This window comes from Mesorhizobium sp. B2-3-11 (genome assembly GCF_006442215.1).
Classification (GTDB): Bacteria; Pseudomonadota; Alphaproteobacteria; order Rhizobiales; family Rhizobiaceae; genus Mesorhizobium; species Mesorhizobium salmacidum.
The window spans coordinates 1-19584 of record NZ_VFVS01000010.1; the positions used below are offsets into that span (position 1 = coordinate 1).

General features: G+C 60.9%; 23 protein-coding genes and 1 tRNA gene. 16 read left to right on the forward strand and 8 right to left on the reverse strand.

Annotation, left to right across the window (positions count from 1 at the left end; translation table 11 throughout):
* Positions 1–307 precede the first annotated feature (307 nt).
* A tRNA-Leu gene (locus FJ960_RS15135) sits at positions 308–396 on the forward strand.
* A 152-nt stretch (positions 397–548) separates the two neighbouring features.
* On the opposite strand, the gene FJ960_RS15140 is transcribed toward FJ960_RS15135, so the two are convergent.
* The 3 genes from FJ960_RS15140 to FJ960_RS15150 all read right to left on the reverse strand — a co-directional run bounded on the left by FJ960_RS15140 (position 549) and on the right by FJ960_RS15150 (position 2685).
* Positions 549–1304, reverse strand: a complete 756-nt coding sequence (locus tag FJ960_RS15140; RefSeq protein WP_140714997.1) for a DUF4239 domain-containing protein — start codon at positions 1302–1304, stop codon at positions 549–551.
* A 199-nt stretch (positions 1305–1503) separates the two neighbouring features.
* The gene (locus FJ960_RS15145; protein WP_246672833.1) at positions 1504–2094 is read right to left on the reverse strand and encodes a carbonic anhydrase; all 591 of its coding nucleotides are present in this window, start codon (positions 2092–2094) and stop codon (positions 1504–1506) included.
* 303 nt (positions 2095–2397) lie between these two features.
* Positions 2398–2685 (reverse strand): PilZ domain-containing protein, encoded by a 288-nt coding sequence (locus tag FJ960_RS15150; protein WP_027145499.1) that lies wholly within the window; start codon positions 2683–2685, stop codon positions 2398–2400.
* A 295-nt stretch (positions 2686–2980) separates the two neighbouring features.
* Here FJ960_RS15150 and FJ960_RS15155 point away from each other — a divergent pair, with 295 nt between their 5' ends.
* Complete coding sequence (locus FJ960_RS15155; protein ID WP_246672835.1) at positions 2981–3436, forward strand: DnaJ domain-containing protein; 456 nt, start codon at positions 2981–2983, stop codon at positions 3434–3436.
* A 22-nt stretch (positions 3437–3458) separates the two neighbouring features.
* On the opposite strand, the gene FJ960_RS15160 is transcribed toward FJ960_RS15155, so the two are convergent.
* Positions 3459–4037: an NUDIX domain-containing protein gene (locus tag FJ960_RS15160; RefSeq protein WP_140715001.1), complete on the reverse strand. Its 579-nt coding sequence runs from the start codon at positions 4035–4037 to the stop codon at positions 3459–3461.
* Positions 4038–4193: 156 nt separating this feature from the next.
* Here FJ960_RS15160 and FJ960_RS15165 point away from each other — a divergent pair, with 156 nt between their 5' ends.
* The 4 genes from FJ960_RS15165 to FJ960_RS15180 all read left to right on the forward strand — a co-directional run bounded on the left by FJ960_RS15165 (position 4194) and on the right by FJ960_RS15180 (position 6393).
* Positions 4194–5297 (forward strand): NADH:flavin oxidoreductase/NADH oxidase, encoded by a 1104-nt coding sequence (locus FJ960_RS15165; RefSeq protein WP_140715003.1) that lies wholly within the window; start codon positions 4194–4196, stop codon positions 5295–5297.
* Between the two features lie 132 nt (positions 5298–5429).
* The gene (locus FJ960_RS15170) at positions 5430–5747 is read left to right on the forward strand and encodes an SH3 domain-containing protein (protein ID WP_140715005.1); all 318 of its coding nucleotides are present in this window, start codon (positions 5430–5432) and stop codon (positions 5745–5747) included.
* A 99-nt stretch (positions 5748–5846) separates the two neighbouring features.
* Positions 5847–6125 carry a DUF982 domain-containing protein gene (locus FJ960_RS15175; RefSeq protein ID WP_032935880.1) on the forward strand — a complete coding sequence of 93 codons (279 nt, stop codon included), beginning with the start codon at positions 5847–5849 and terminating at the stop codon, positions 6123–6125.
* Positions 6126–6153: 28 nt separating this feature from the next.
* Complete coding sequence (locus tag FJ960_RS15180) at positions 6154–6393, forward strand: DUF2188 domain-containing protein (protein WP_027145493.1); 240 nt, start codon at positions 6154–6156, stop codon at positions 6391–6393.
* A 67-nt stretch (positions 6394–6460) separates the two neighbouring features.
* Here FJ960_RS15180 and FJ960_RS15185 read toward each other — a convergent pair whose 3' ends face one another.
* Positions 6461–6742, reverse strand: a complete 282-nt coding sequence (locus tag FJ960_RS15185; protein WP_140506275.1) for a hypothetical protein — start codon at positions 6740–6742, stop codon at positions 6461–6463.
* A gap of 178 nt (positions 6743–6920) precedes the next feature.
* Between FJ960_RS15185 and FJ960_RS29505 the strand changes: the two genes are divergently transcribed.
* The 9 genes from FJ960_RS29505 (at position 6921) to FJ960_RS15230 (ending at position 16358) form a co-directional block, all read left to right on the forward strand.
* Positions 6921–7163 carry a hypothetical protein gene (locus tag FJ960_RS29505; RefSeq protein WP_181174247.1) on the forward strand — a complete coding sequence of 81 codons (243 nt, stop codon included), beginning with the start codon at positions 6921–6923 and terminating at the stop codon, positions 7161–7163.
* An 81-nt stretch (positions 7164–7244) separates the two neighbouring features.
* Positions 7245–7988, forward strand: a complete 744-nt coding sequence (locus FJ960_RS15195; protein WP_140715007.1) for a competence/damage-inducible protein A — start codon at positions 7245–7247, stop codon at positions 7986–7988.
* An 80-nt stretch (positions 7989–8068) separates the two neighbouring features.
* Complete coding sequence (locus FJ960_RS15200; RefSeq protein ID WP_140715009.1) at positions 8069–8902, forward strand: universal stress protein; 834 nt, start codon at positions 8069–8071, stop codon at positions 8900–8902.
* Between the two features lie 116 nt (positions 8903–9018).
* Positions 9019–9519 (forward strand): xanthine phosphoribosyltransferase, encoded by a 501-nt coding sequence (gene gpt, locus FJ960_RS15205; protein WP_027145490.1) that lies wholly within the window; start codon positions 9019–9021, stop codon positions 9517–9519.
* Between the two features lie 211 nt (positions 9520–9730).
* Complete coding sequence (locus tag FJ960_RS15210) at positions 9731–10219, forward strand: NUDIX hydrolase (RefSeq protein WP_140506281.1); 489 nt, start codon at positions 9731–9733, stop codon at positions 10217–10219.
* A gap of 104 nt (positions 10220–10323) precedes the next feature.
* Positions 10324–10635: a PilZ domain-containing protein gene (locus FJ960_RS15215; RefSeq protein ID WP_140506283.1), complete on the forward strand. Its 312-nt coding sequence runs from the start codon at positions 10324–10326 to the stop codon at positions 10633–10635.
* Positions 10636–11310: 675 nt separating this feature from the next.
* A complete protein-coding gene (locus FJ960_RS15220; RefSeq protein WP_140715011.1) occupies positions 11311–15108 on the forward strand; it encodes a vitamin B12-dependent ribonucleotide reductase in 3798 nt (1265 codons plus the stop codon).
* Between the two features lie 40 nt (positions 15109–15148).
* Complete coding sequence (locus FJ960_RS15225; RefSeq protein WP_140715013.1) at positions 15149–15607, forward strand: DUF3010 family protein; 459 nt, start codon at positions 15149–15151, stop codon at positions 15605–15607.
* Between the two features lie 4 nt (positions 15608–15611).
* Entirely contained in the window at positions 15612–16358 is a 747-nt protein-coding gene (locus FJ960_RS15230) for a protein kinase (RefSeq protein ID WP_140715015.1), read from the forward strand.
* Positions 16359–16738: 380 nt separating this feature from the next.
* Here the strand turns inward: FJ960_RS15230 and FJ960_RS15235 are convergent, their stop codons facing one another.
* Complete coding sequence (locus FJ960_RS15235; protein WP_140715017.1) at positions 16739–17392, reverse strand: hypothetical protein; 654 nt, start codon at positions 17390–17392, stop codon at positions 16739–16741.
* Positions 17393–17396: 4 nt separating this feature from the next.
* Entirely contained in the window at positions 17397–17918 is a 522-nt protein-coding gene (locus FJ960_RS15240; protein ID WP_140715019.1) for a hypothetical protein, read from the reverse strand.
* Positions 17919–18102: 184 nt separating this feature from the next.
* Between FJ960_RS15240 and FJ960_RS15245 the strand changes: the two genes are divergently transcribed.
* Complete coding sequence (locus FJ960_RS15245; RefSeq protein ID WP_140715021.1) at positions 18103–18462, forward strand: hypothetical protein; 360 nt, start codon at positions 18103–18105, stop codon at positions 18460–18462.
* Between the two features lie 12 nt (positions 18463–18474).
* On the opposite strand, the gene FJ960_RS15250 is transcribed toward FJ960_RS15245, so the two are convergent.
* On the reverse strand, positions 18475–19455 hold the full coding sequence (locus FJ960_RS15250) for a DUF3592 domain-containing protein (protein WP_246672838.1): 981 nt from the start codon (positions 19453–19455) through the stop codon (positions 18475–18477).
* Positions 19456–19584: the final 129 nt, after the last annotated feature.

Here is a 19584-nt window from a genome sequence, read left to right on the forward strand (position 1 = left end):
GATCCGCCATGGCCGGCGCTCCCAAGTGGGCGGGGGGATGGGTTGGGCCTGAGAGGCGCCGGCCATGGCGGATCAAGTCCGCCGCCCAGATATTTACCCACGCCCGCGGCGCGGATAATTCCGTGATCGCGCCAGTATCGTTACGCGACCTCCTCTGGGTTGCGCGTTCGGGCACCGCAGAACAAACCATCTGCTGGACAACCTCGCTGTCCTACAAGGTGGCGCTGCTCCTAAGCTCGTGGTAGTCAACGGCAAATCCTAAGCTCGACCATGTGGGAGAACTGCGGGATTTCCCACTATGTGGGAGGTGGGCGTGGCGGAACTGGTATACGCAGCAGACTTAAAATCTGCCGGTGCTTCAAACACTTACGGGTTCAAGTCCCGTCGCCCACACCAGTGCGCCAAAGAGACTTAAAAAAATCCCTCGATCTGTGATCGTACGGGTTCGATTCCCGTCGACCGCACCAGCAAAAGGCTTCAAGTTTGGTTGATTTTTCTGTGTTGAACCGCCGCAACGTCATATAACCGGCGTGGTCACCGGCTGCGGATCACTGCTGTAACTCGGACAGCGCCCTCTCCATCGGGGCCATTGAAATCTGGATCGGGCCGGAGAAAGCCACGTCCATGTCGAAGATCAGGTAGATCGCCCCGGCAACCAAAGCCGCCGATGCCGCGTAGGTCGAAATGGTGATCGTATTGCGTGGCGCCCTGAAGCCGAAGCTGGCGAAGATCAGCACCAGCCAGGTGACCAGGAGCGTGATCAGAGGCACCGGGATCGTGCCCTCCGACTGCTCGATCAGCACCCAGCGCAACTCCAGCACTTTCTGCAAATGCTGGCGGGCGTCCTGCACAATGAAGCCATGCGCATCGTCGGTCGGCGCCAGCGCACTCAGCCGGGTGCCGATTTCCGCCAGCAACTGCTCAGAGAGCCGGTTGGCGGCGACCAGCGTCTCGCTGGTGGGCGAAGAATCACCCGCTACCCGCTGCACATAGACGACCAGCGGCTGGCGTACCGTGTCGGTTTGCGGGCCATATTGGCGCAAGGTCCTGTCGAGAAGGATCAATTCGGTCGCATAGGCGTGCACGTTGCGGTCGATCGATTCGAAGGTGTTCCTGGCCGAGTTGATCATCAGGCCGAGCATCAGCGAGGTCATGACCCCGAACAGGTTCGCGGCGTGCCGAACCACGGTGTTCGTGTCGTCGTCACGATGTTTGGCCGGCAATTTTGGCCATATCGCCGTGCTGGCGAGCGCGGCTACCGTCAGGCATAGGAAGATTACCATTGCGATGAAAGCTTCGCGCATGCCGCTCATTCCGATTGGCAATGGCAAGGCGTCAGTTGATGACCGCCATCACTATTCCGGCGCGTCCTTGCGCCCTGCCTAACGCCTGCCGCGCCCCTTGTAGCCGAGATAGGTGGCCGTCACCGCCCCCCGGAAGGCAAGCCAAGCCAGACGCCGACGCATAGAGGCCCCAGAGCCTTCGATCTCGATGACGGGTGTGTCATTCGATGTAAGTCACCGCACCCGTTTGCAAGTCATAGATTGCCGCGACTATCTTCAGCTTCCCCGCCTTGATGAGGCTGGCCAGCACCTTGCTCGAGGCGGCCAGGCGCCTCGCGGTCCTCCGCGCGCTCTCCTTGGCGGTGTTGTCGACGAAATCACCCGCTTCGCTCCGCATTGCTATCGCCGCGGGCAGGATCGGTTCGATCATCGGGCCGATCGCGCCAGGATAGGTCGCGTTCTTGGTGACCACGTCGCACGCCGCCTTGACGGCGCCGCAGTTTGTGTGCGCAAGAACGACGATCAAGGGTGAGCCGAGCACCGCTGCCCCGTATTCAACCGTACCGAGCGTCGCAGTGTCGACGAGGTTGCCGGCATTGCGGGCGACGAACAGTTCTCCAACGCCGTGACCGCCGAAGATCAGCTCCGGAGGAACGCGACTGTCGGCGCAACTGATGATGGTGGCCCAGGGCGCCTGGTGTGCGGCGACAGCGTTCCGCTGCGCGGCCAGATCGATCGAGCAGAGTTCCGGGTGACTGACGTAGCTTTCGTTGCCGGATTTTAGCGCAGCGAGCGCTTCATCGAGGCTCAATGGGGTCGCCGCGCCTTGGGCCGCGCGCGCCGACCACGTGGCCCCACCAAGGCCAAACGCAACGAGTCCCGCGCCGACTTTGAGGAACTCCCTCCGGCCGACCCCTGTACCATCACAGGTGCTGCACATTCTTAGCTCCCCCGCCCATTGCTCCCCGAAGAATATGCGCTTGCTCTAATATATAGGCAAGCGATTGGCGATAAGGTCACGATCGAAGAGAGCGGGCCGGGATGCTGGGACCACGAAACCCACCCCAACGCGGCGCCTGGGCGTGCCCCTGAATATCAGGGCGGCCTCCCCTTATCATCTGATCTTCAGCGAGAAATTGCCGTGGATCTGGATGCCTAGCCGCTCGCCTTTTCTCCACCGCACTTCCGCTCGATAGGTCGCGCCGTCCAACGGTACGCGCAGCCGGAAGTTATCTGGCACTTTTGCCCCCGCGGCGACACGCAACTCGGCGCCGTGCTCATGCTGATTTCTGACGGCGCAGCCTATTTCGCCGTCCTGCGTGATTATGAACGCGTCCTTCAAAACCACCTCACGCAGGTGCGTTCGACGCTCTACCGGAGGGTCAGAAGGTTTATCAGTCATGCAAGCCGCCTCCGACGAGCGAAATGCTCCCAGACTAAAGTCTGCGGCTCAGGACGCAAAGGTCCGACTTTTTCGCTTAAATCCTGTGCCTGTCCTTTGTACGCTCGTCATATTATTAAATCATGAAATATATACTCTATAGTTATCGCCAAGGTTGTCACTGACAGTGCGGCAGAGACAGCCGAAAATGCATGGCATGGGGAACCAGGTATGTTCGTTGACTTCTATGAGATGCCGGGAAATCAGTCCGAATGCAAATTCGGAAACGATAGAGCGCATTTTTCGTCACTTTGCCATGCGCTACCACCCCGACAACCAGGTCACCGGCAACGAGTCACGCTTCAGCGATATCCTGGAGGCTCACAACACGCTCAAGGATCCGGTCAAGCGTGCGCAATACGATATTCAGTACAAGGCCCATTTGAACCTCCGGGCCGAGCTGACCGATCAGGCGAGCAACAGCAACAACCTCGATCGCGATTCGGTCTTTCAAGCCAAAGTGCTCTCACTGCTTTATGTAAAACGCCGACAGGACGTCAACAATCCTGGCATTGGCGACGATGAGCTCGAACGAATGTCAGGCTGTCCGCGTGAGCACCTCGAGTTTCACCTCTGGTATCTAAAAGCGAAGGGCTGGATAGCCAGAACAGAAAACGGGACGTTCGCCATCACCGTCGAAGGCATCGATCGCGTTAATTCCGAACATCATCATGACGCAGCAACCACCCGCCTGTTGGATCATGCGGGCTGAATTGGAATCCCTCGGCCTCTGATCAAGCCGCCATCGGGTTCAGCTTCAGATGCTGGATCAGGATGATGGTCTTGGCATCGATGATGCGGCCATCGGCGATGCCGGCCAGCGCTTCGTCGAGCGGCATTTCCAGGACCTCGATGTCCTCGCCTTCGTCGGGTGCGCCGCCACCGGCCGAGATGCGGTCGGCGGGCGAATAGCGCGCGATGAAGAACCAGAGCCGCTCGGTCACGCTGCCGGGACTCATGTAAGGCGAAAACAGCCGCTCGATCTTGTTCAACCGGTAACCCAGTTCTTCCTCAGCTTCCTTGCGGATGGCGGTCTCCGGATCTTTTTCGTCCAGCAGCCCGGCACAGGCCTCGATCAGCGGTTCGCGGTGGCCGGTGACATAGGCGGGATAGCGGAACTGACGCACCAGAAGCACGGTCGAACGCCGGGGGTCATAGGGCAGGATCACCGCGCCGTCGCCGCGATCATAAGTCTGGCGAATCTGCGTCTCCCATTGGCCGTCACGCCGGCGGTAGTCGAGCACGGTCTTCTTCAGGACTGCCCAGTCGTTGGAAAGAATCTCTTCCGAGCGGATACGAATGCGGTCTTCCATCTGACACCTCGATGCTTTCTGGCGGAGGCAGGCGTAGCCGCGAACCGGTACAGGCGCAATCGGGCCAGCGATTGGTCCAGCACCCTTCACTGTCTCGTGTGTGGTATGGAAGGGTGCCATTGCCTAAATAGCGCATTCCCCTCCCGGAGTTTGTTCATGACGACATCGCTTTTCCAGCCGATCACACTCGATGGGCTCACCTTGCCCAACCGCATCGCCGTGGCGCCGATGTGCCAGTATTCCGCCGAGGACGGCTCGGCCAGCGATTGGCATCTTTACCACTGGATGAATCTGGCCATGTCCGGCGCCGGCATGGTCACGGTGGAGATGACCGATGTCGAGCGGCGCGGACGCATCAGCCATGGCTGCCTCGGCCTCTATTCCGAAGACAATGAGGCCGCCGCGCGCCGCGCGCTGGACGCGGCCCGGCGCGTGGCCGCACCCGGCACGAAGTTCGGCACGCAGCTGGCGCACGCCGGCCGCAAGGCCTCGAACCGCAAGCCCTGGGAAGGTGGCGGCCCATTGCAGCCAAATGAGGATCCCTGGCAGACCGTCTCGGCCTCGGCCATCGCCTACGACACCGGCTGGAACGTGCCGCACGCCCTGGAGGACGAGGAAATCCTGCAGCTCATCGGGCGGTTCGCGGAAGCCGCCAGGCGGGCCGAACGCGCCGGCTTCGACTTCATCGAACTGCACGCGGCGCACGGCTACCTGATCTTCCAGTTCCTGTCGCCGCTGTCCAACCAGCGCACGGATCGCTGGGGCGGCTCGCTGGAAAACCGGATGCGTCTTGTCGTCGAGATCGCCAGGGCGGTGAAGAAAGCAGCGCCAAAGCTGATGCTCGGCGCACGGCTGTCGGTGAAGGACTGGGTCGATGGCGGCTTTGACGTCGAGGACGCGATCGAGGTGGCGAAAGTGCTGAAGGCCGAAGGCATCGCCTATCTCTGCTGCTCGAGCGGCGGCAATTCGCCGTTGCAGAAATTGCCCACCGGGCCGGGCTATCAGGTGCATCTGGCTGAAGCCGTGCGCAAGGGCGCCGGCATTCCGACCCGTGCGGTAGGCCTGATCGACGACCCGAGACAGGCCGAGGCTGTTATAGCCGAAGGCCGCGCCGACATGGTGGCGCTGGCACGCGCCTTCCTCGCCGATCCGCGCTGGGGATGGCGTGCGGCCGCCACCTTCAGTGAAAAAATTCATCCGGCACCGCAGCTCGCCCGCTCGGTGACGACGATGCAACACTGGATGAAGGCCGCCGGCTGATCGCTCATCTCCCGATCCCGGCGCACTCCTGCTTGTGATCCCGGACCGTTCGCCGACGACCCGCTTCAATTCTGGCCGCAACCTGTTACGCTGGTCAGGCTGCGGCGGGCGCGGCCGGCTTGGGAGATAATCATGTCGTTCAGGGCACTCTTGTCGGCTGCAGCACTTATGGCTGTGGTCGGGTTTTGGCTCGGTGCTTCGACGCCGACCGTCGCGCAATATTGCGAGGGTACGGTGCACGGCCTCTCCGGCCGCTACAATCTGGCGACCGGCAGCGGCTTTCTGGCCGTGCGCACACGGCCGAACTCGTCATCGCAGATGATCGGGCAATTGTTCAACGGCGACCATACCGAGATCTTCGACCGGCGCGGCAACTGGTACCAGGTCGAAATCGGCGGCGGCACCGGCTGGGCGAATGCACGTTGGCTGCGCAACAACTGCGGTTACTGAGACGCCAATCATCCAGTGCGCGTTACGGAGGCGACGCGACTTTTGGGCGCAGACCAAAGGCCATTTTTGCAACCAAATTGGCTGCTTTGCGTTGCGGCCATGATGGACAACAAACCTTTTGAAACGCCTGTCGTGGTCGAGCTTGGCCACGTCGGCAAATATCGCCATATCCGCTCGACCCAGGAGGCGGCGGAGTGCCTGATGACTGTGTGGCCGCTCAATCGCGGCCCCCGTCATCGTGATGCTCTCGACACTTGCCTCAAAGTGCTGGAAGGTTATCGTTCGACAGCGGAAGCGCGCCGGGCACTGATCGAGGCCGCCAGGGAATCGGAAGTCCTGGTGCCCGACGATAAGCTGCCCGACGACCGGTTGCATTGAGCAGGCGGACCTTTAACTGGAGGTTTTGATGGCGAAGCTTACTTACAAGATCGTCGAGCACGACGGTGGCTGGGCCTACAAGGTCGGCTCAACCTTCTCGGAGACATTTCCCACCCATCAGGATGCGTTGCGCGCCGCCGAGATCGCTTCGGCCGAGCAACAAGTGGCGGGTTCCACCGACGGTATCCAGTATGAGGACGCCGAGGGCAAATGGCACGAGGAACTGGCCGACGGCCGCGACCGGCCTCAGACTGAAATCTCGGATTGATCCAGCAGAACTATGGCCGCGGATAGTATGAAAACCATCCGCGGCCAGCCGGCGCGCTGTGGCCGAATTACTTGCCGCAGTACCGATCGTTGACGTTCTGCCCGGAATTGGCGTCGGGACCAGGCGTGTTGTGAGCACATGGGCCGATACCTCCAGTATGGCCTTGGGTGCTCAGCCCCGAGCCGTAGGCGTTGATGCTTCCTGTGGTGCTTGGATCGACAGTTGTCTCGTCATTGTTGCCGAACAGCCACCAGCTGTGGTTGGTATATGTCGGTTCTGACGACTGAGCCATGGCCGATGTGGCGAGACCAATCGTCAGAGCGGATGCGGCTAGAAGTTTTACATACATATTAGTTACTCCGTATCTACTTTGGTCGTCTTGGGTGCGACAGGGTGAAAACCCAATAGTCAGCCGCATGGTTCCCTGAAATTTCGTGAAGTGGCGGTGATGCCGGGGCGACAAAAGCGCGCGCCGCGATGCGCTCGATGAAGGCGACGACTTGTTCAGGCGCGGCGAATTGCGGCATGTGGCCAAGGCCGTCGACCGCCTCGAAATCGAGCCCGCCGATCCTGTCGCGCATCGGTTCGCCGTGGATGGCCATGCCGATGACGCGGTCGGCGCTGCCGAACAGGATGCCGGCCGGCATATCAATCTCGCTGTAACGCTGCTCGACGCCGCCGAGATCCTGTTCGACCGCGACGACATCGGTCGAAGTCGCATGGAAATGCGCCGGCCGCAGCCCCAGCCCCCGCCGCCGGCGACCATGTAGTCGGGAACGTTCGCCATTTGGCGGGCATTGCCGCCGCCCGTCGGCCGCGCTATTCAGACGGCCCGTCTGCCGGAGCGTTCCATGCCTGAAATCGTCACTGCCGCCATGCTTGTCATCGGCGATGAGATTCTGTCCGGCCGCACCAAGGACAAGAACATCGGCCACCTTGCCGATATCATGACGGCGGTCGGCATCGACCTGAAGGAGGTGCGCATTGTTCCCGACGAGGAAGACGAGATCGTCGCGGCGGTGAATGCCGTGCGCACACGCTATACCTATGTGTTCACCACCGGCGGGATTGGCCCGACGCATGACGACATCACGGCCGATTCGATCGCCAAGGCATTCGGCGTGCCCTGTGAATACGATGCCAAGGCCTATGCCCTGCTGGAGGCGAGCTATGCCGCACGCGGCATCGAATACACGGAGGCTCGCAAGCGCATGGCGCGAATGCCGCGCGGCGCCGACCATATCGACAACCCGGTGTCCGTGGCCCCCGGATTCCGCATTGGCAACGTCCATGTCATGGCCGGCGTGCCGTCGATCTTCCAGGCCATGCTCGACAATGTCGTCCCGACGCTGAAGACCGGCACGAAAATGCTGTCGGCCACGGTGCACTGTCCGTTCGGCGAGGGTCTTGTCGGCGGGCCGTTGGGTGAGATCCAGAAAGCGCATCCGGATACGATCATCGGCTCCTACCCTAAATATGGCGATGGCAAATTCTGGACCGAACTGGTGGTTCGTGCCCGCAGCGCGGATGCGCTTGAAGCCGCGCGCGCCGATGTCGAGGCCATGGTGGCCGGCTTCGCCGGCAAGGCGAGCTGATCCGGCGCAAACCGGAACCAAGGTCGACGCCGCAACGTTTCCCTGCCGCGACCCGTCACTCGCAAGATCGAGGGATCATCATGCGCTTCAAGACCATCGTTGCCATTCTGCAGAATGAGCAGGACGCCGAGCGGGTGCTCGACTGCGCCATTCCGCTTGCCAGCCGCTTCGAAAGCCATCTGATCGGCATCCATGCCGAGGCGCTCCCGGTGCCCTACACTTCGGCGACGGGTTTTCCCGATACGGAGTTCCTGCAGGTTTCCGCCGACATGAACCGGGAGCGGGCCGAAAAACTCCAGGCTTTCTTCCTGAGGCGCATCGAGGATTCCGGCCTCTCCTTCGAATGGCGCAGCCTGGAGAGCTTCTCCGGCGACAGCGCGCTGACCGGCATTTCAAACGTGCGCGCCGCCGATCTCATCATCGCCGCCCAACGCGAGACCGACGGCGATCCTGGCGCCGACGTTGATACGCTGGTCTACGATGCCGGCCGGCCGGTGCTGGTGGTGCCGCATGCCGGCCCTCTCGTCACCACCTTCAAACGCGTTCTGCTCGCCTGGAACGGCAGCAAGGAGGCCGCCCGCGCCGCCTTCGATGCCCTGCCCTTCATCATCGAGGCCGAGAAAACCGACATACTGGTCATCGACCCACCCGATACGCTCGACGAAAGCCCGGAGGCCGCGGGCGCCGAAATCGCCTCCGCGCTGTCGCGCCACGGCGCCACCGTCAGCGTCTCGGTGCAGAAATCGGGCGGCACCTCGGTCGACGACATGATCCAGAACAGGATCGCCGAGACCGGCGCCGATCTGCTGGTGCTTGGCGCCTACAGCCACTCCTGGCTGCGCCAGCTTCTGTTCGGCGGGGTGACGCGCACGGTGCTGCGCACGGCACAGGTAGCAGCCTTCCTGTCGCGGTAAGTCCACAGCGATCGCTACCAGCCACCCTTGCCAAGCCGTGGGGTTTCCAGTTAATTCCGCGCGCATTCCCCTGTTTTCTTGCACGCGGCTGTCGCGTGCCGCGGAGTGCGCGAGACATGTCCCTTCCCGAAAAAGCTTTCCCGGTCTCCTGGGACCAGTTCCATCGCGACGCCCGCGCACTTGCCTGGCGGCTTGCCGGCGCAAGCAAGGGTCAATGGAAGGCTATCGTCTGCATCACGCGCGGTGGCCTGGTCCCGGCGGCTATCATCTCGCGCGAACTCGGCATCCGCGTCATCGAGACGGTCTGTGTCGCCTCCTATCACGACTACACCAGCCAGGGACAATTGCAGGTGCTGAAGGAGATCACGCCTGCCTTGCTGGCCGACGATGGCGCCGGCGTGCTGATCATCGACGACCTGACCGACACCGGCAAGACCGCCGGCATCGTGCGCGCAATGATGCCCAAGGCCCATTTCGCGACCGTCTACGCCAAGCCCAAGGGCCGGCCGCTGGTCGATACTTTCGTCACCGAGGTCAGCCAGGACACCTGGATCTATTTTCCCTGGGACATGGGCTTCACCTATCAGAAGCCGATCGCCGACGATCACGCCGGCTGATTCGAGGCAAGCCGCTTTTTGCCAATCAAGCCAGCGCCGATGACGATATTTGCTTGCGCGGAGCGACCCGCCGACAAACTATCCTGTGAAATCGACGCCTTGTTGACGGGAATTAGCTGGCGTGACCGAAGTTTTTACTTTTATTGGCCACAATTAGCCGTAAGATTCATAAGACGGCAAACGATTCTGGAGGCTGGGGCTAGCTTCTCCGATGTTGACACGGCCAACGACGCACAACCACCTTGCTGAAAGAGTCCGACGGCTCTTCGGCTCGGCGCCGTGCCGTCTGCAGGTTGCTGCCCTGCCCTGGCGCGATACTGGGGATGGCGTCGAGGTCATGCTGATCACCAGCCGCGACACTGGCCGGTGGGTGTTGCCGAAAGGCTGGCCGGAAGCCAGGGAGCCGCTCTGCGAAGCGGCCGCGCGCGAGGCCGCCGAGGAAGCCGGTTTGCGCGGCAACATCTCCCATCTCGAAGCCGGCCGTTATTTCTATGCCAAGGTGCTGGCTTCGGGCGAAGAAGTGCCTTGCGAGGTGCTGGTGTTTCCGTTGCACGTCGACAAGATCGCAGACCGCTGGAAGGAAAAGCACTCCCGCACCCGCAAATGGGTCAGTTCCAGCGAAGCCGTGCGCATGGTCAATGAGCCCGACCTCTGTCAGATCATCGCCTATTTCTGTGCCGACCCGCGCAGGTTCTCCTGATAGACGGCTTTTGCGTGTATCACGGCGGATTCACGACCTTGTGCTGTGCCGCAATGGTTTGCTAATTTTTCTTCGCTAAGAATCGGTCACTCCTGGTTTGATCGATGACGAATCCCGCAGACCCACTTCAGCAAGATCCCGGCGAGCCAAAGCGCGAGCATCGGCCGCGCGTGCTCAAAGGTGGAACGATCATCACCGGAATCCAGAATTCAGAAGTCGGTTGCACAGTCCGCAACCAGCATGCGGACGGCGCCGAACTGAAAATGCCGCTCGAAGCTCGGGTTCCCGACCATTTCCTTCTTTATGTGCCGCTCGACGGCGTCGCCTATCGCTGCGAGGTTCGCTGGCGCCGCAATGACCGGATCGGCGTACAGTTCACCGGTACCGAGCCCAAGCCGAAGCTGCACTACGGCTGACGCCCTGCGCACCGGCTTGCCGGCTTTTGCTGCCTGCGGGACAGTCTTTACGCAGCCCGCGTATCGCGGACTGGGTGATCGCGTGTGCCTGCCGCCGGAAAATGGCCGCCGCAAGCGGTCAATTCTATCCCCGTTATCCACATGTGTGACACACAAGATGTTGGGGTCACAAAAGCTACGCAAACGAATCCTTGACGGCTCCAAACGAGTCGCCTTTTATAGGCCATGCGCTCCTGTTGAGAGCGCGACCGGAAAGTTCTGAGCCCGGTCTTTTTCCCGGATTATGTGCGTTTTGCCCGCATTTCCGCCCGTTTATGAGGCCGGCGGAAGCGTTGGGATCGTGGGTGGTGGGGCGACGAAAGGGAGAATTGTCGGACTGGAATAAATTGTCTGTTAATACTATATTTAGTGTTTGCAGCTAGGTTCGACGCTAGATAGTGTGAACTTCCCTCGGGTGAGGGAATCGAAAAATTCAGTTTTGAGGGACCCGCGGGGTCGGTTGGCAGCCTCGGCAAACGCCCGGCAAGGCGTTTTGTCGTGTGCGTGGCCGCGCCCGCGAAGAGGAGATGCCGGCATTGTTCGCGATGCCGGCAAACGGCGGACTGCGCGTTTCGTCTTTTGGGGGCAGAAATCCCCCGATGAAAGCGCTATATGTAGACAAAAGGGACCGGACCAATGCGCATCGAGCGTCGTTTCACCAAGCCAGGACATGCAGGCCAAGAAGGGGCCGCTTATGCGGAGATCGAATTCCGCAAGGCGCTTTCCGAGATCAAGAATCCGGATGGCTCGGTGGTGTTCCGCTTGGACAACATCGACGTGCCGGCGCAGTTTTCCCAGGTGGCCGCCGACATCCTGGCCCAAAAATATTTTCGCAAGGCCGGCGTTCCTGCGCGCCTGAAGAAGGTCGAGGAGAACGACGTCCCCTCCTTCCTGTGGCGCTCCGTCGCCGATGAGGCGGAGCTCGCCAAGCTGCCCGAGGCCGAGCGCTATGGTTCCGAGATCGACGCCCGTCAGGTCTTCGACCGGCTGGCCGGCACCTGGACCTATTGGGGCTGGAAGGGCGGCTACTTCAAGGCGTCGGAGGAAGACGCGCGCGCCTTCCGCGACGAGCTTGCCTATATGCTGGCGACGCAGCGCGTCGCGCCGAACTCGCCGCAATGGTTCAACACCGGCCTGCACTGGGCCTACGGCATCGACGGCCCGAGCCAGGGCCATTTCTATGTCGACCCCTTCACCGGCAAGCTGACGAAGTCGAAATCCTCGTATGAGCATCCGCAGCCGCATGCCTGCTTCATCCAGGGCGTGCAGGACGACCTCGTCAACGAGGGCGGCATCATGGATCTGTGGGTGCGCGAGGCGCGCTTGTTCAAATATGGCTCCGGCACCGGCTCGAACTTCTCGCTGCTGCGCGGCGAAGGCGAAAAGCTGTCCGGCGGCGGCCGCTCGTCCGGCCTGATGAGCTTCCTCAAGATCGGCGACCGCGCCGCGGGCGCCATCAAGTCGGGCGGCACGACGCGCCGCGCGGCGAAAATGGTCATCGTCGACGCCGACCACCCCGACATCGAGGAATTCATCGACTGGAAGGTCAATGAAGAGCAGAAGGTCGCCTCGCTGGTGACCGGCTCCAAGATCGTCAAGAAGCACCTCGAAGCGATCATGAAGGCCTGCGTCAATTGCGAAGGCCATGACGACGACTGCTTCGATCCGGCCGTCAACACGGCGCTGAAGCGCGAAATCAAGGCGGCCAAGAAATCGGCAGTGCCGGAAAATTACATCTACCGCGTCATTCAGTTCGCCAAGCAGGGCTACAAGTCGATGTCGTTCAAGACCTACGACACCGACTGGGATTCTGACGCCTACCTGACGGTCTCGGGCCAGAACTCCAACAATTCGGTGTCGCTGAAGGACAACTTCCTGCGCGCCGTCGAGACCGACGCCGACTGGCACCTGACCGCCCGCAAGGACGGCAAGGTCTTGAAGACGCTGAAGGCGCGGGACCTCTGGGAAAAGATCGGCTACGCCGCCTGGGCTTCGGCTGATCCCGGTCTGCATTTCAACACGACGATGAACGACTGGCACACCTGCGCTTCGGCCGGTGCGATCCGGGCCTCCAACCCATGCTCGGAATACATGTTCCTCGACGACACGGCCTGCAACCTCGCCTCGATCAACCTGCTCCCCTATCGCAATGCCGACGGCACGATCGATATCGCAGCCTACGAGCACACGGTGCGGCTGTGGACCATGGTGCTGGAAATCTCGGTGATGATGGCGCAGTTCCCGTCGAAGGAGATCGCCAAGCTCTCCTACGACTACCGCACGCTGGGCCTCGGCTATGCCAACATCGGCGGCCTGCTGATGACTTCGGGCATTCCCTACGATTCGGACGAGGGCCGCGCCATCTGCGCCGCGCTGACCGCTATCATGACCGGCGTCGCCTACTCCACCTCGGCGGAAATGGCTTCCGAGCTCGGCGCCTTCCCCGACTATGACCGTAACGCCCAGAATATGCTGCGCGTCATGCGCAATCATCGCCGCGCCGCCTATGGCGACAAGGACGGTTACGAAAAGCTCGCCGTCAATCCGGTGCCTCTCGTGGCGTCGGATCTGAAGCAGCAGGATTTGGCGACCCATGCCAAGGCCGCATGGGACCGTGCCATCGAGCTTGGCGAGGAGCATGGCTACCGCAACGCGCAGGCTACCGTGATCGCGCCCACCGGCACGATCGGCCTGGTCATGGATTGCGACACCACCGGCATCGAGCCCGACTTCGCCCTGGTGAAGTTCAAGAAGCTCGCCGGCGGCGGCTATTTCAAGATCATCAACCGCGCCGTGCCGGAGGCGCTGCGCACGTTGGGCTATTCCGAGAGCCAGATCGCCGAGATCGAGGCCTATGCGGTCGGCCACGGCAATCTCAACCAGGCGCCGGCCGTCAACCCCGGCTCGCTCAAGGCCAAGGGCTTCACCGACGACAAGATCGCGGCGCTCAACGCCGCGCTGAAGTCGGCCTTCGACATCAAGTTCGTCTTCAACCAGTGGACGCTCGGCGCCGACTGGGTGAAGGAAACTTTCGGCTTCACCGACGAGCAGCTCAACGACTTCTCGTTCGAAATGCTGCCGGCGCTGGGTTTCTCCCGGAAGGACATCGAGGCCGCCAACATCCATGTCTGCGGTGCGATGACGCTGGAAGGCGCGCCCTTCCTCAAGGCCGAACACCTCCCCGTGTTCGACTGCGCCAGCCCGTGCGGCAAGATCGGCAAGCGCTCGCTTTCGATCAACAGCCACATCCAGATGATGGCGGCGGCACAGCCCTTCATTTCCGGCGCCATCTCCAAGACCATCAACATGCCGAACGACGCGACGGTGGAGGATGCCAAGAACGCCTACATGCTGTCGTGGAAGCTGGCGCTGAAGGCGAACGCGCTCTACCGCGACGGCTCGAAGCTGTCGCAGCCGCTGAGTGCCTCGCTGCTCGCCGATGGCGAAGAGGATGAGGACGATGCGATCGAGCAGCTGATCCAGGCACCGGCTGCGGCGCGCGCGGCGCAGATCACCGAGCGCATCGTCGAACGCATCATCGAACGCGTGTCGCGCGAGCAGGAGAAGCTGCCCGGCCGCCGCAAGGGTTACACGCAGAAGGCCAAGATCGGTGGCAACACCATCTTCCTGCGCACCGGCGAATATGACGATGGCCGTCTCGGCGAGATCTTCATTGACATGAACAAGGAGGGTGCCACGCTGCGTGGCCTTCTCAACAACTTCGCCATCGCGATCTCGCTCGGCCTGCAATATGGCGTGCCGCTCGACGAATATGTGCACGCCTTCACCTTCACCAAATTCGAGCCGGCCGGCATGGTCATCGGCAACGATGCCATCAAGAGCGCGACGTCGATCCTCGACTACGTGTTCAGGGAGCTCGCCATCTCCTATCTCGGCCGCAACGATCTCGCCCATGTCGACCAGTCGGACTTCTCCAACACCGCACTTGGCCGCGGCATCAGCGAAGGCAAGACCGACGCCGTCTCCAAGGGCCTGACCCGCGGCTCGCCGGTAAAGCTGGTGTCGAGGGCAAGCGGCAACGAGCCGAAGGGTTTTGCCGGCTCCTCCGGCATCCCTGCCCGTTCGGCGCCGACAGCCTTCTCCGGCTCCAACGTGCTGGCGTTGAAGCCCGCGAGCGACGAGGCGATCGCCTACAAGCGCGACTATGAGGAGCGGGCCAAGGAATTGGCGGAAGACATCGCCTTCGAGGAGGCGGCCTCCGATGCCTCGACCGATACCACTGCGGCGCTGTTCACCGATACGGCGGCCCATGAAGCGGCCGAAGCGAAGAAACTCGCCGCCGACCGCCGCGCCAAGTCGCTGCTCCAGGGCTACACCGGCAATTCCTGCTCCGAGTGCCAGAACTTTACCATGGTGCGGAATGGAACTTGCGAGAAGTGCGACACGTGCGGCGCCACGAGCGGGTGCAGCTAATCTTGAATTTTGACACATAATTTTTGAGCCGGGCATATTCATGCCCGGCTTTTTTATTTTACCAATTTGCAATAGATTGAGCCTCAAAAAGAGGGGAGGCATAGTTATGCGTGTACTTGGAATTGAATTTAACGCTAAGTTTTTAAATTACGTCCTTCTGGACGTAGGCGAAGAAAATACAAAGATCGTAACGGCCAACAGGTTGACGCTCGCTGATACTCGCTCGAAGGATGCCCTAAGGGCCTTCCAAGATGCAGTGCAGTCCATGTACAATGTTACAAAGCCAGACCAAATTTCTATTAAAACAAAACCAGAGAAAGGCACCATGAGCGCCGGGGCAGCATCCCTCAAGATGGAGGGAATAGCGTTAGCAAACTCACCATGCGATGTAGAGTTTGTATCTGCGCACAAAATTGCAAAGTGTGCGATCGCCGATGGACTCGTGAAAAAATACTTAGAGCCCGCTTACAAGGCAGCTGCTTCACATAGCAAGAAATAACCCCATGTACCCGGACGAAATCGCCGCAACCTTGGAGCAACTTCAGGCTCACTACCGAGATATAGAAGCTCACCCCGAAGGGGCGAATGGATACGTGTTTTTTGGAATCAATCGAGTCACTGACGTACCCGTGGCAATAAAGTTCTACTTCGGCGCACCTGGGGAACGAAGGCATGATGAGCCAAACCTCTTGGCTCAGATACAATCTCCAAACGTAATTCCAATACACAATGCGCAAAACATATCCGACGATTGGGCCTTTTTTGTTATGCCACGCCGCGCGGGGGGCACGCTTGACACGGTGATTCAGTCTCGCCCATCAGTGCATCGTGCAATTGATATTGCTTCCGGGATTTGCAACGGCGCTAGCGCCATTCATGCATTAAATATGATCCATAGAGACCTGAAGCCGGGGAACATTGTCATCGACAATTCGGTCCCTCAGATCGCTGATTTTGGTAGCGTTAGAAGACTTTTAGACAATGAAGAGGACGTCCCAGCTTCGGGCCATTCCGTTCTTTTCCGACCGCCCGAGTCATTTGCCTCACATCGCTACAGCATCAAGGGCGACGCATATCAAATTGGTTGCGTATTATTCCAGCTTTGCGGCGGCAGACTGTCATATGAAGGCACAGATTACTTTTCCCCCGGCGATTGGCGCAAATACGCGGTTATCGCGGATGACATTGAGCGCTCAATATTTACCGATACCGTCATTCGCCGTCGTGCGGAACGCGAAAGAGTTGCTTGATTTCAGTACCTTGCCGCCTTGGATAAATGCGACTGCGAAACGTTGCATTCGAGATTTAACGAGAGCCGACCCAGTTCGGCGTGCTGGCAATTGTGCTGATGTCGCCGCTACATTGAGCAGAATGCGTGCAGCAGTATCGGATTGGTCTTGGGATGGCCAACTAGTGAGACTAGTCCGTGCTGACAGAACTATCGAGCTAAGGCCCCTGCAAAATAGCCAGTACGAGCCGTTGCAAAGTCGAGGTGGGGCTTTCCGACGAATTCCTAATCTTGCTAACGCAACACTGCAGGCCTTAGTCCCCGCTGTAGAGTAACTCGTGTGTAAGCGTACCCTACTGCTCAGCAACGTTCGGCCATCCGCCAAGGGCGTGCGGCCAAGTTTCATTTAGACCGGGATTCTGTCGATCCCAACTGACCTCTACCCAGCGCACCCACCGGCAACGCCCGCAACGTCTGCTCATCAACCAACGGTTCGTCCTGGCCCACGCGGACGAATAGCACCTTCCGCCCCGCACCCGCCGGCACTTCGAAATACTGAATCCCGTCTGGCATTTCGCCCCAGTCGCCGCAGGGCGGTTCGGGGACCTCGTTAGGGTCGGCCTTCGCCTTCAGCTCTTTCGCATAGGCAGCGTCCGGGCTGAACGTGTAGCGCTTGACGCCGGCGGGCACGGTGCCCTCGGTGTAAGGCGTCAGCACACAGCGGGCGCTGACGGCCTTGTCGGTCTTTTCAAGGAACAGACGCTGCAAGGCGGCTTCGGCGGTTTTGCCAGACTGGATGTCGAACACCTCGACAAGCGGATCGGCTGCGCCGCCATCGCTGTACTTGATGGCGAGCGCATTGCCGACGAATTCGAAATGAATCTGGCGGAAGCCAAAATCACAGCGCTGCACCCAGGCGGCGAGCCCGATATTTTTGTCCGTCAGCCTTTCCCAAACGCATTTGTCGATGGGCGGGCGCGACGGCGCCGATTCGCCCGCCACAGCGGGAATCGATCCGGACGCAAGCAGGGCGAAGGTCAAGCTGATCAGTCTCATCGCGCTATTCATCGCTGCATCCCGTCAAGGCAAAGGCATCCCAGGCCGAGCCGTCGGGGTTGGCGTTGGCGAAGTCGGGCCACTCGCTGAACGTCGCACCGAACTCCGGCAGCAACAGCCCTTTCGGCGCTGGCGTCGCTTCGCGCGAATTCAGCTGCTCGGCGCCGCCGCCGGTCAGGGCGTAGACCTGCCCGTCCCATATCCTGCACAGCCCGCTGCCGTCCTGCAGCCCCGCTTCGCGATTATCGTCGGTGCAGGGGTGGCGGATGGTGCCGAGCGGAAATGAATTTTTGCCGTTGGTCCAGGTGATGTCGGCCGGCAGGCTTATGTCGGTATGGGGCACGATCAGCGAGAACACCTGCGCCGTCAGTGCCGCCGGTTCGTTGTCGAGCGGCCGGAATTGCATGACCGCGCCCGAACGTGGCTCCCGATAGGTGGCATGGCTCAGGAGGCATTCCTTGGCGCTCGCCGCTTGCATGAGCCCGAGCGAACCCAGGACAACAAAGGCCAGTTTGCGAATGATCATCGAAATCTCGGGGAAAGCGTTGTGAAGCAGGGCCGGCTGCGTGCCGGACTGCACAGTCTCGCATCATCCGTGCAAAACCGTAAACGAAATCCGGAACCGCTGTGTCCATCGCACCTCGATCGAAAACTTGCCCCACGCAAACCCGCAATCTGTATGATCGAACACAGCAGCCCAGGGGACAAAGATGCAGCGTTTGGCAATGATCATAGCGATCTCCGCAACTACGATTGTGCCGGCCGCAGCGGCCGCGCCCTATGTCGGGACGTGGTCCAGGGACAGGTTGAACTGCCATGCGACCGCAGACGTCCAGCGCCAGACTGTCTTCACCGTGGATCAGTCGGCCCTGTCGTTTCCCAACCTCGGCTGCGAGCACGCGAGCTTCCGCAGAACCGCCACCGGTTGGCTCGTTCGCGCCAGCCAGTGTTATGGCGAGGACCCATCGCTTGACGAACCCTTTTCGCGCATCATCCATATCCAAAGAGATGGCGCGACGGTGCGGTTGATCTGGCGGGGATTCGACAGCGGACCTCTCGTCCGCTGCTGAAGGCGGCGACACTCAGACCAGCCCGACCAGCAACGCCGCGCCGCCGAGAAAGCCTGCCGAACAGACCCACAGCAGCCAGAGCCCGCGCACCCGGCATTCGAGCACCGCCGAGGCGGGATTGGCGGGGTCATAGTGCACATCGACCTTGCCGCCCTCGATATACCGCCTCGCCTGACCGCCGACGAGGCCGGGCAGCGAGGCCGTCACGCTGGCGCCGAAAGCGACACGATCGGCGCTGTAGCGCTGTCCGGCGACACCATAGCTGTAGATGATGCGGGATTTGAAGACAGTGCGCCAAGGCCGGTATCCCACGCCTTCGAACCGGTCGCGGATCTTGATCGCCTGCAGGCCGGACGCATCGATACGGCCGGCGGTGGTCGGCCATTTTGTCGCCTGCTCGGCCATCGATTTCTGGGCAAAGCCCATGCGCAGCACAAAAAGACCTATAAACAGCAGGAATGCCGCGGCACCAAGGTTCCGCGGCTTGGGCAAATGCGGCCCGATTGCCTCCAGCACGCCACCGACGGAAAACACCAGCACCAGCGCACCGACCACCAGCCCCGCCGAAAGCTGGATCATGAACTTGAAGGCACCGTCCGGCATGGTGCGCTCGATCACGGCCTTGACCGGGCTGGACGGGTCATAGAACACGGTTACCGCCGCGCCGCGCGGAAACCGCGCAAGGGTTTCGGCGACTTCGAAATTTCCGAGGTTCTCCTGCACACTGTAGTGCGAACTTTGAAATGTCTTGCCGCCCACCTTGTACTCATAGGTGATAGCCGGGAAATTGCGGATCTCGGTCGAAGTGCTGCTTTCCGAGCCAGTGCCGGAGCTCGTCACCTCGCGCGCCTCGACGCGCGACGAGACGATCTTTCCAGGCGTCGGCAACCAGCGGCTGGCCGCCTTGACCTCTCGCCATTTCAGGAAGGTGACGATCGACAGCATGCCGGCGACCGTGCAGGCAAAGCCCACCAATAGAAATTTGAGCTCCAACTCGTCCCCCCGAAGACCAAGAGTGCAGCAGCCCGCATATAGACAGCACGGCAACGGAAATGTCTTGTCCATTCGCAAGGTTGGGAAATGAACGCCGGCAAGGCCATCCGCACGATGACGTGATAAAGG

Coding starts and splice junctions, on each gene's coding strand:
- FJ960_RS15225 (WP_140715013.1), top strand. CDS start 15,149: ATGCCCGGCTTTTTTATTTTACCAATTTGCAATAGATTGAGCCTCAAA.
- FJ960_RS15155 (WP_246672835.1), top strand. CDS start 2,981: ATGCGCTACCACCCCGACAACCAGGTCACCGGCAACGAGTCACGCTTC.
- FJ960_RS15210 (WP_140506281.1), top strand. CDS start 9,731: ATGTTGACACGGCCAACGACGCACAACCACCTTGCTGAAAGAGTCCGA.
- gpt (WP_027145490.1), top strand. CDS start 9,019: ATGTCCCTTCCCGAAAAAGCTTTCCCGGTCTCCTGGGACCAGTTCCAT.
- FJ960_RS15180 (WP_027145493.1), top strand. CDS start 6,154: ATGGCGAAGCTTACTTACAAGATCGTCGAGCACGACGGTGGCTGGGCC.
- FJ960_RS15195 (WP_140715007.1), top strand. CDS start 7,245: ATGCCTGAAATCGTCACTGCCGCCATGCTTGTCATCGGCGATGAGATT.
- FJ960_RS15200 (WP_140715009.1), top strand. CDS start 8,069: ATGCGCTTCAAGACCATCGTTGCCATTCTGCAGAATGAGCAGGACGCC.
- FJ960_RS15175 (WP_032935880.1), top strand. CDS start 5,847: ATGATGGACAACAAACCTTTTGAAACGCCTGTCGTGGTCGAGCTTGGC.
- FJ960_RS15245 (WP_140715021.1), top strand. CDS start 18,103: ATGCAGCGTTTGGCAATGATCATAGCGATCTCCGCAACTACGATTGTG.
- FJ960_RS15230 (WP_140715015.1), top strand. CDS start 15,612: ATGTACCCGGACGAAATCGCCGCAACCTTGGAGCAACTTCAGGCTCAC.
- FJ960_RS15165 (WP_140715003.1), top strand. CDS start 4,194: ATGACGACATCGCTTTTCCAGCCGATCACACTCGATGGGCTCACCTTG.
- FJ960_RS15185 (WP_140506275.1), bottom strand. CDS start 6,742: ATGTATGTAAAACTTCTAGCCGCATCCGCTCTGACGATTGGTCTCGCC.
- FJ960_RS15240 (WP_140715019.1), bottom strand. CDS start 17,918: ATGATCATTCGCAAACTGGCCTTTGTTGTCCTGGGTTCGCTCGGGCTC.
- FJ960_RS15150 (WP_027145499.1), bottom strand. CDS start 2,685: ATGACTGATAAACCTTCTGACCCTCCGGTAGAGCGTCGAACGCACCTG.
- FJ960_RS15140 (WP_140714997.1), bottom strand. CDS start 1,304: ATGCGCGAAGCTTTCATCGCAATGGTAATCTTCCTATGCCTGACGGTA.
- FJ960_RS15235 (WP_140715017.1), bottom strand. CDS start 17,392: ATGAGACTGATCAGCTTGACCTTCGCCCTGCTTGCGTCCGGATCGATT.
- FJ960_RS15170 (WP_140715005.1), top strand. CDS start 5,430: ATGTCGTTCAGGGCACTCTTGTCGGCTGCAGCACTTATGGCTGTGGTC.
- FJ960_RS15220 (WP_140715011.1), top strand. CDS start 11,311: ATGCGCATCGAGCGTCGTTTCACCAAGCCAGGACATGCAGGCCAAGAA.
- FJ960_RS15160 (WP_140715001.1), bottom strand. CDS start 4,037: ATGGAAGACCGCATTCGTATCCGCTCGGAAGAGATTCTTTCCAACGAC.
- FJ960_RS15215 (WP_140506283.1), top strand. CDS start 10,324: ATGACGAATCCCGCAGACCCACTTCAGCAAGATCCCGGCGAGCCAAAG.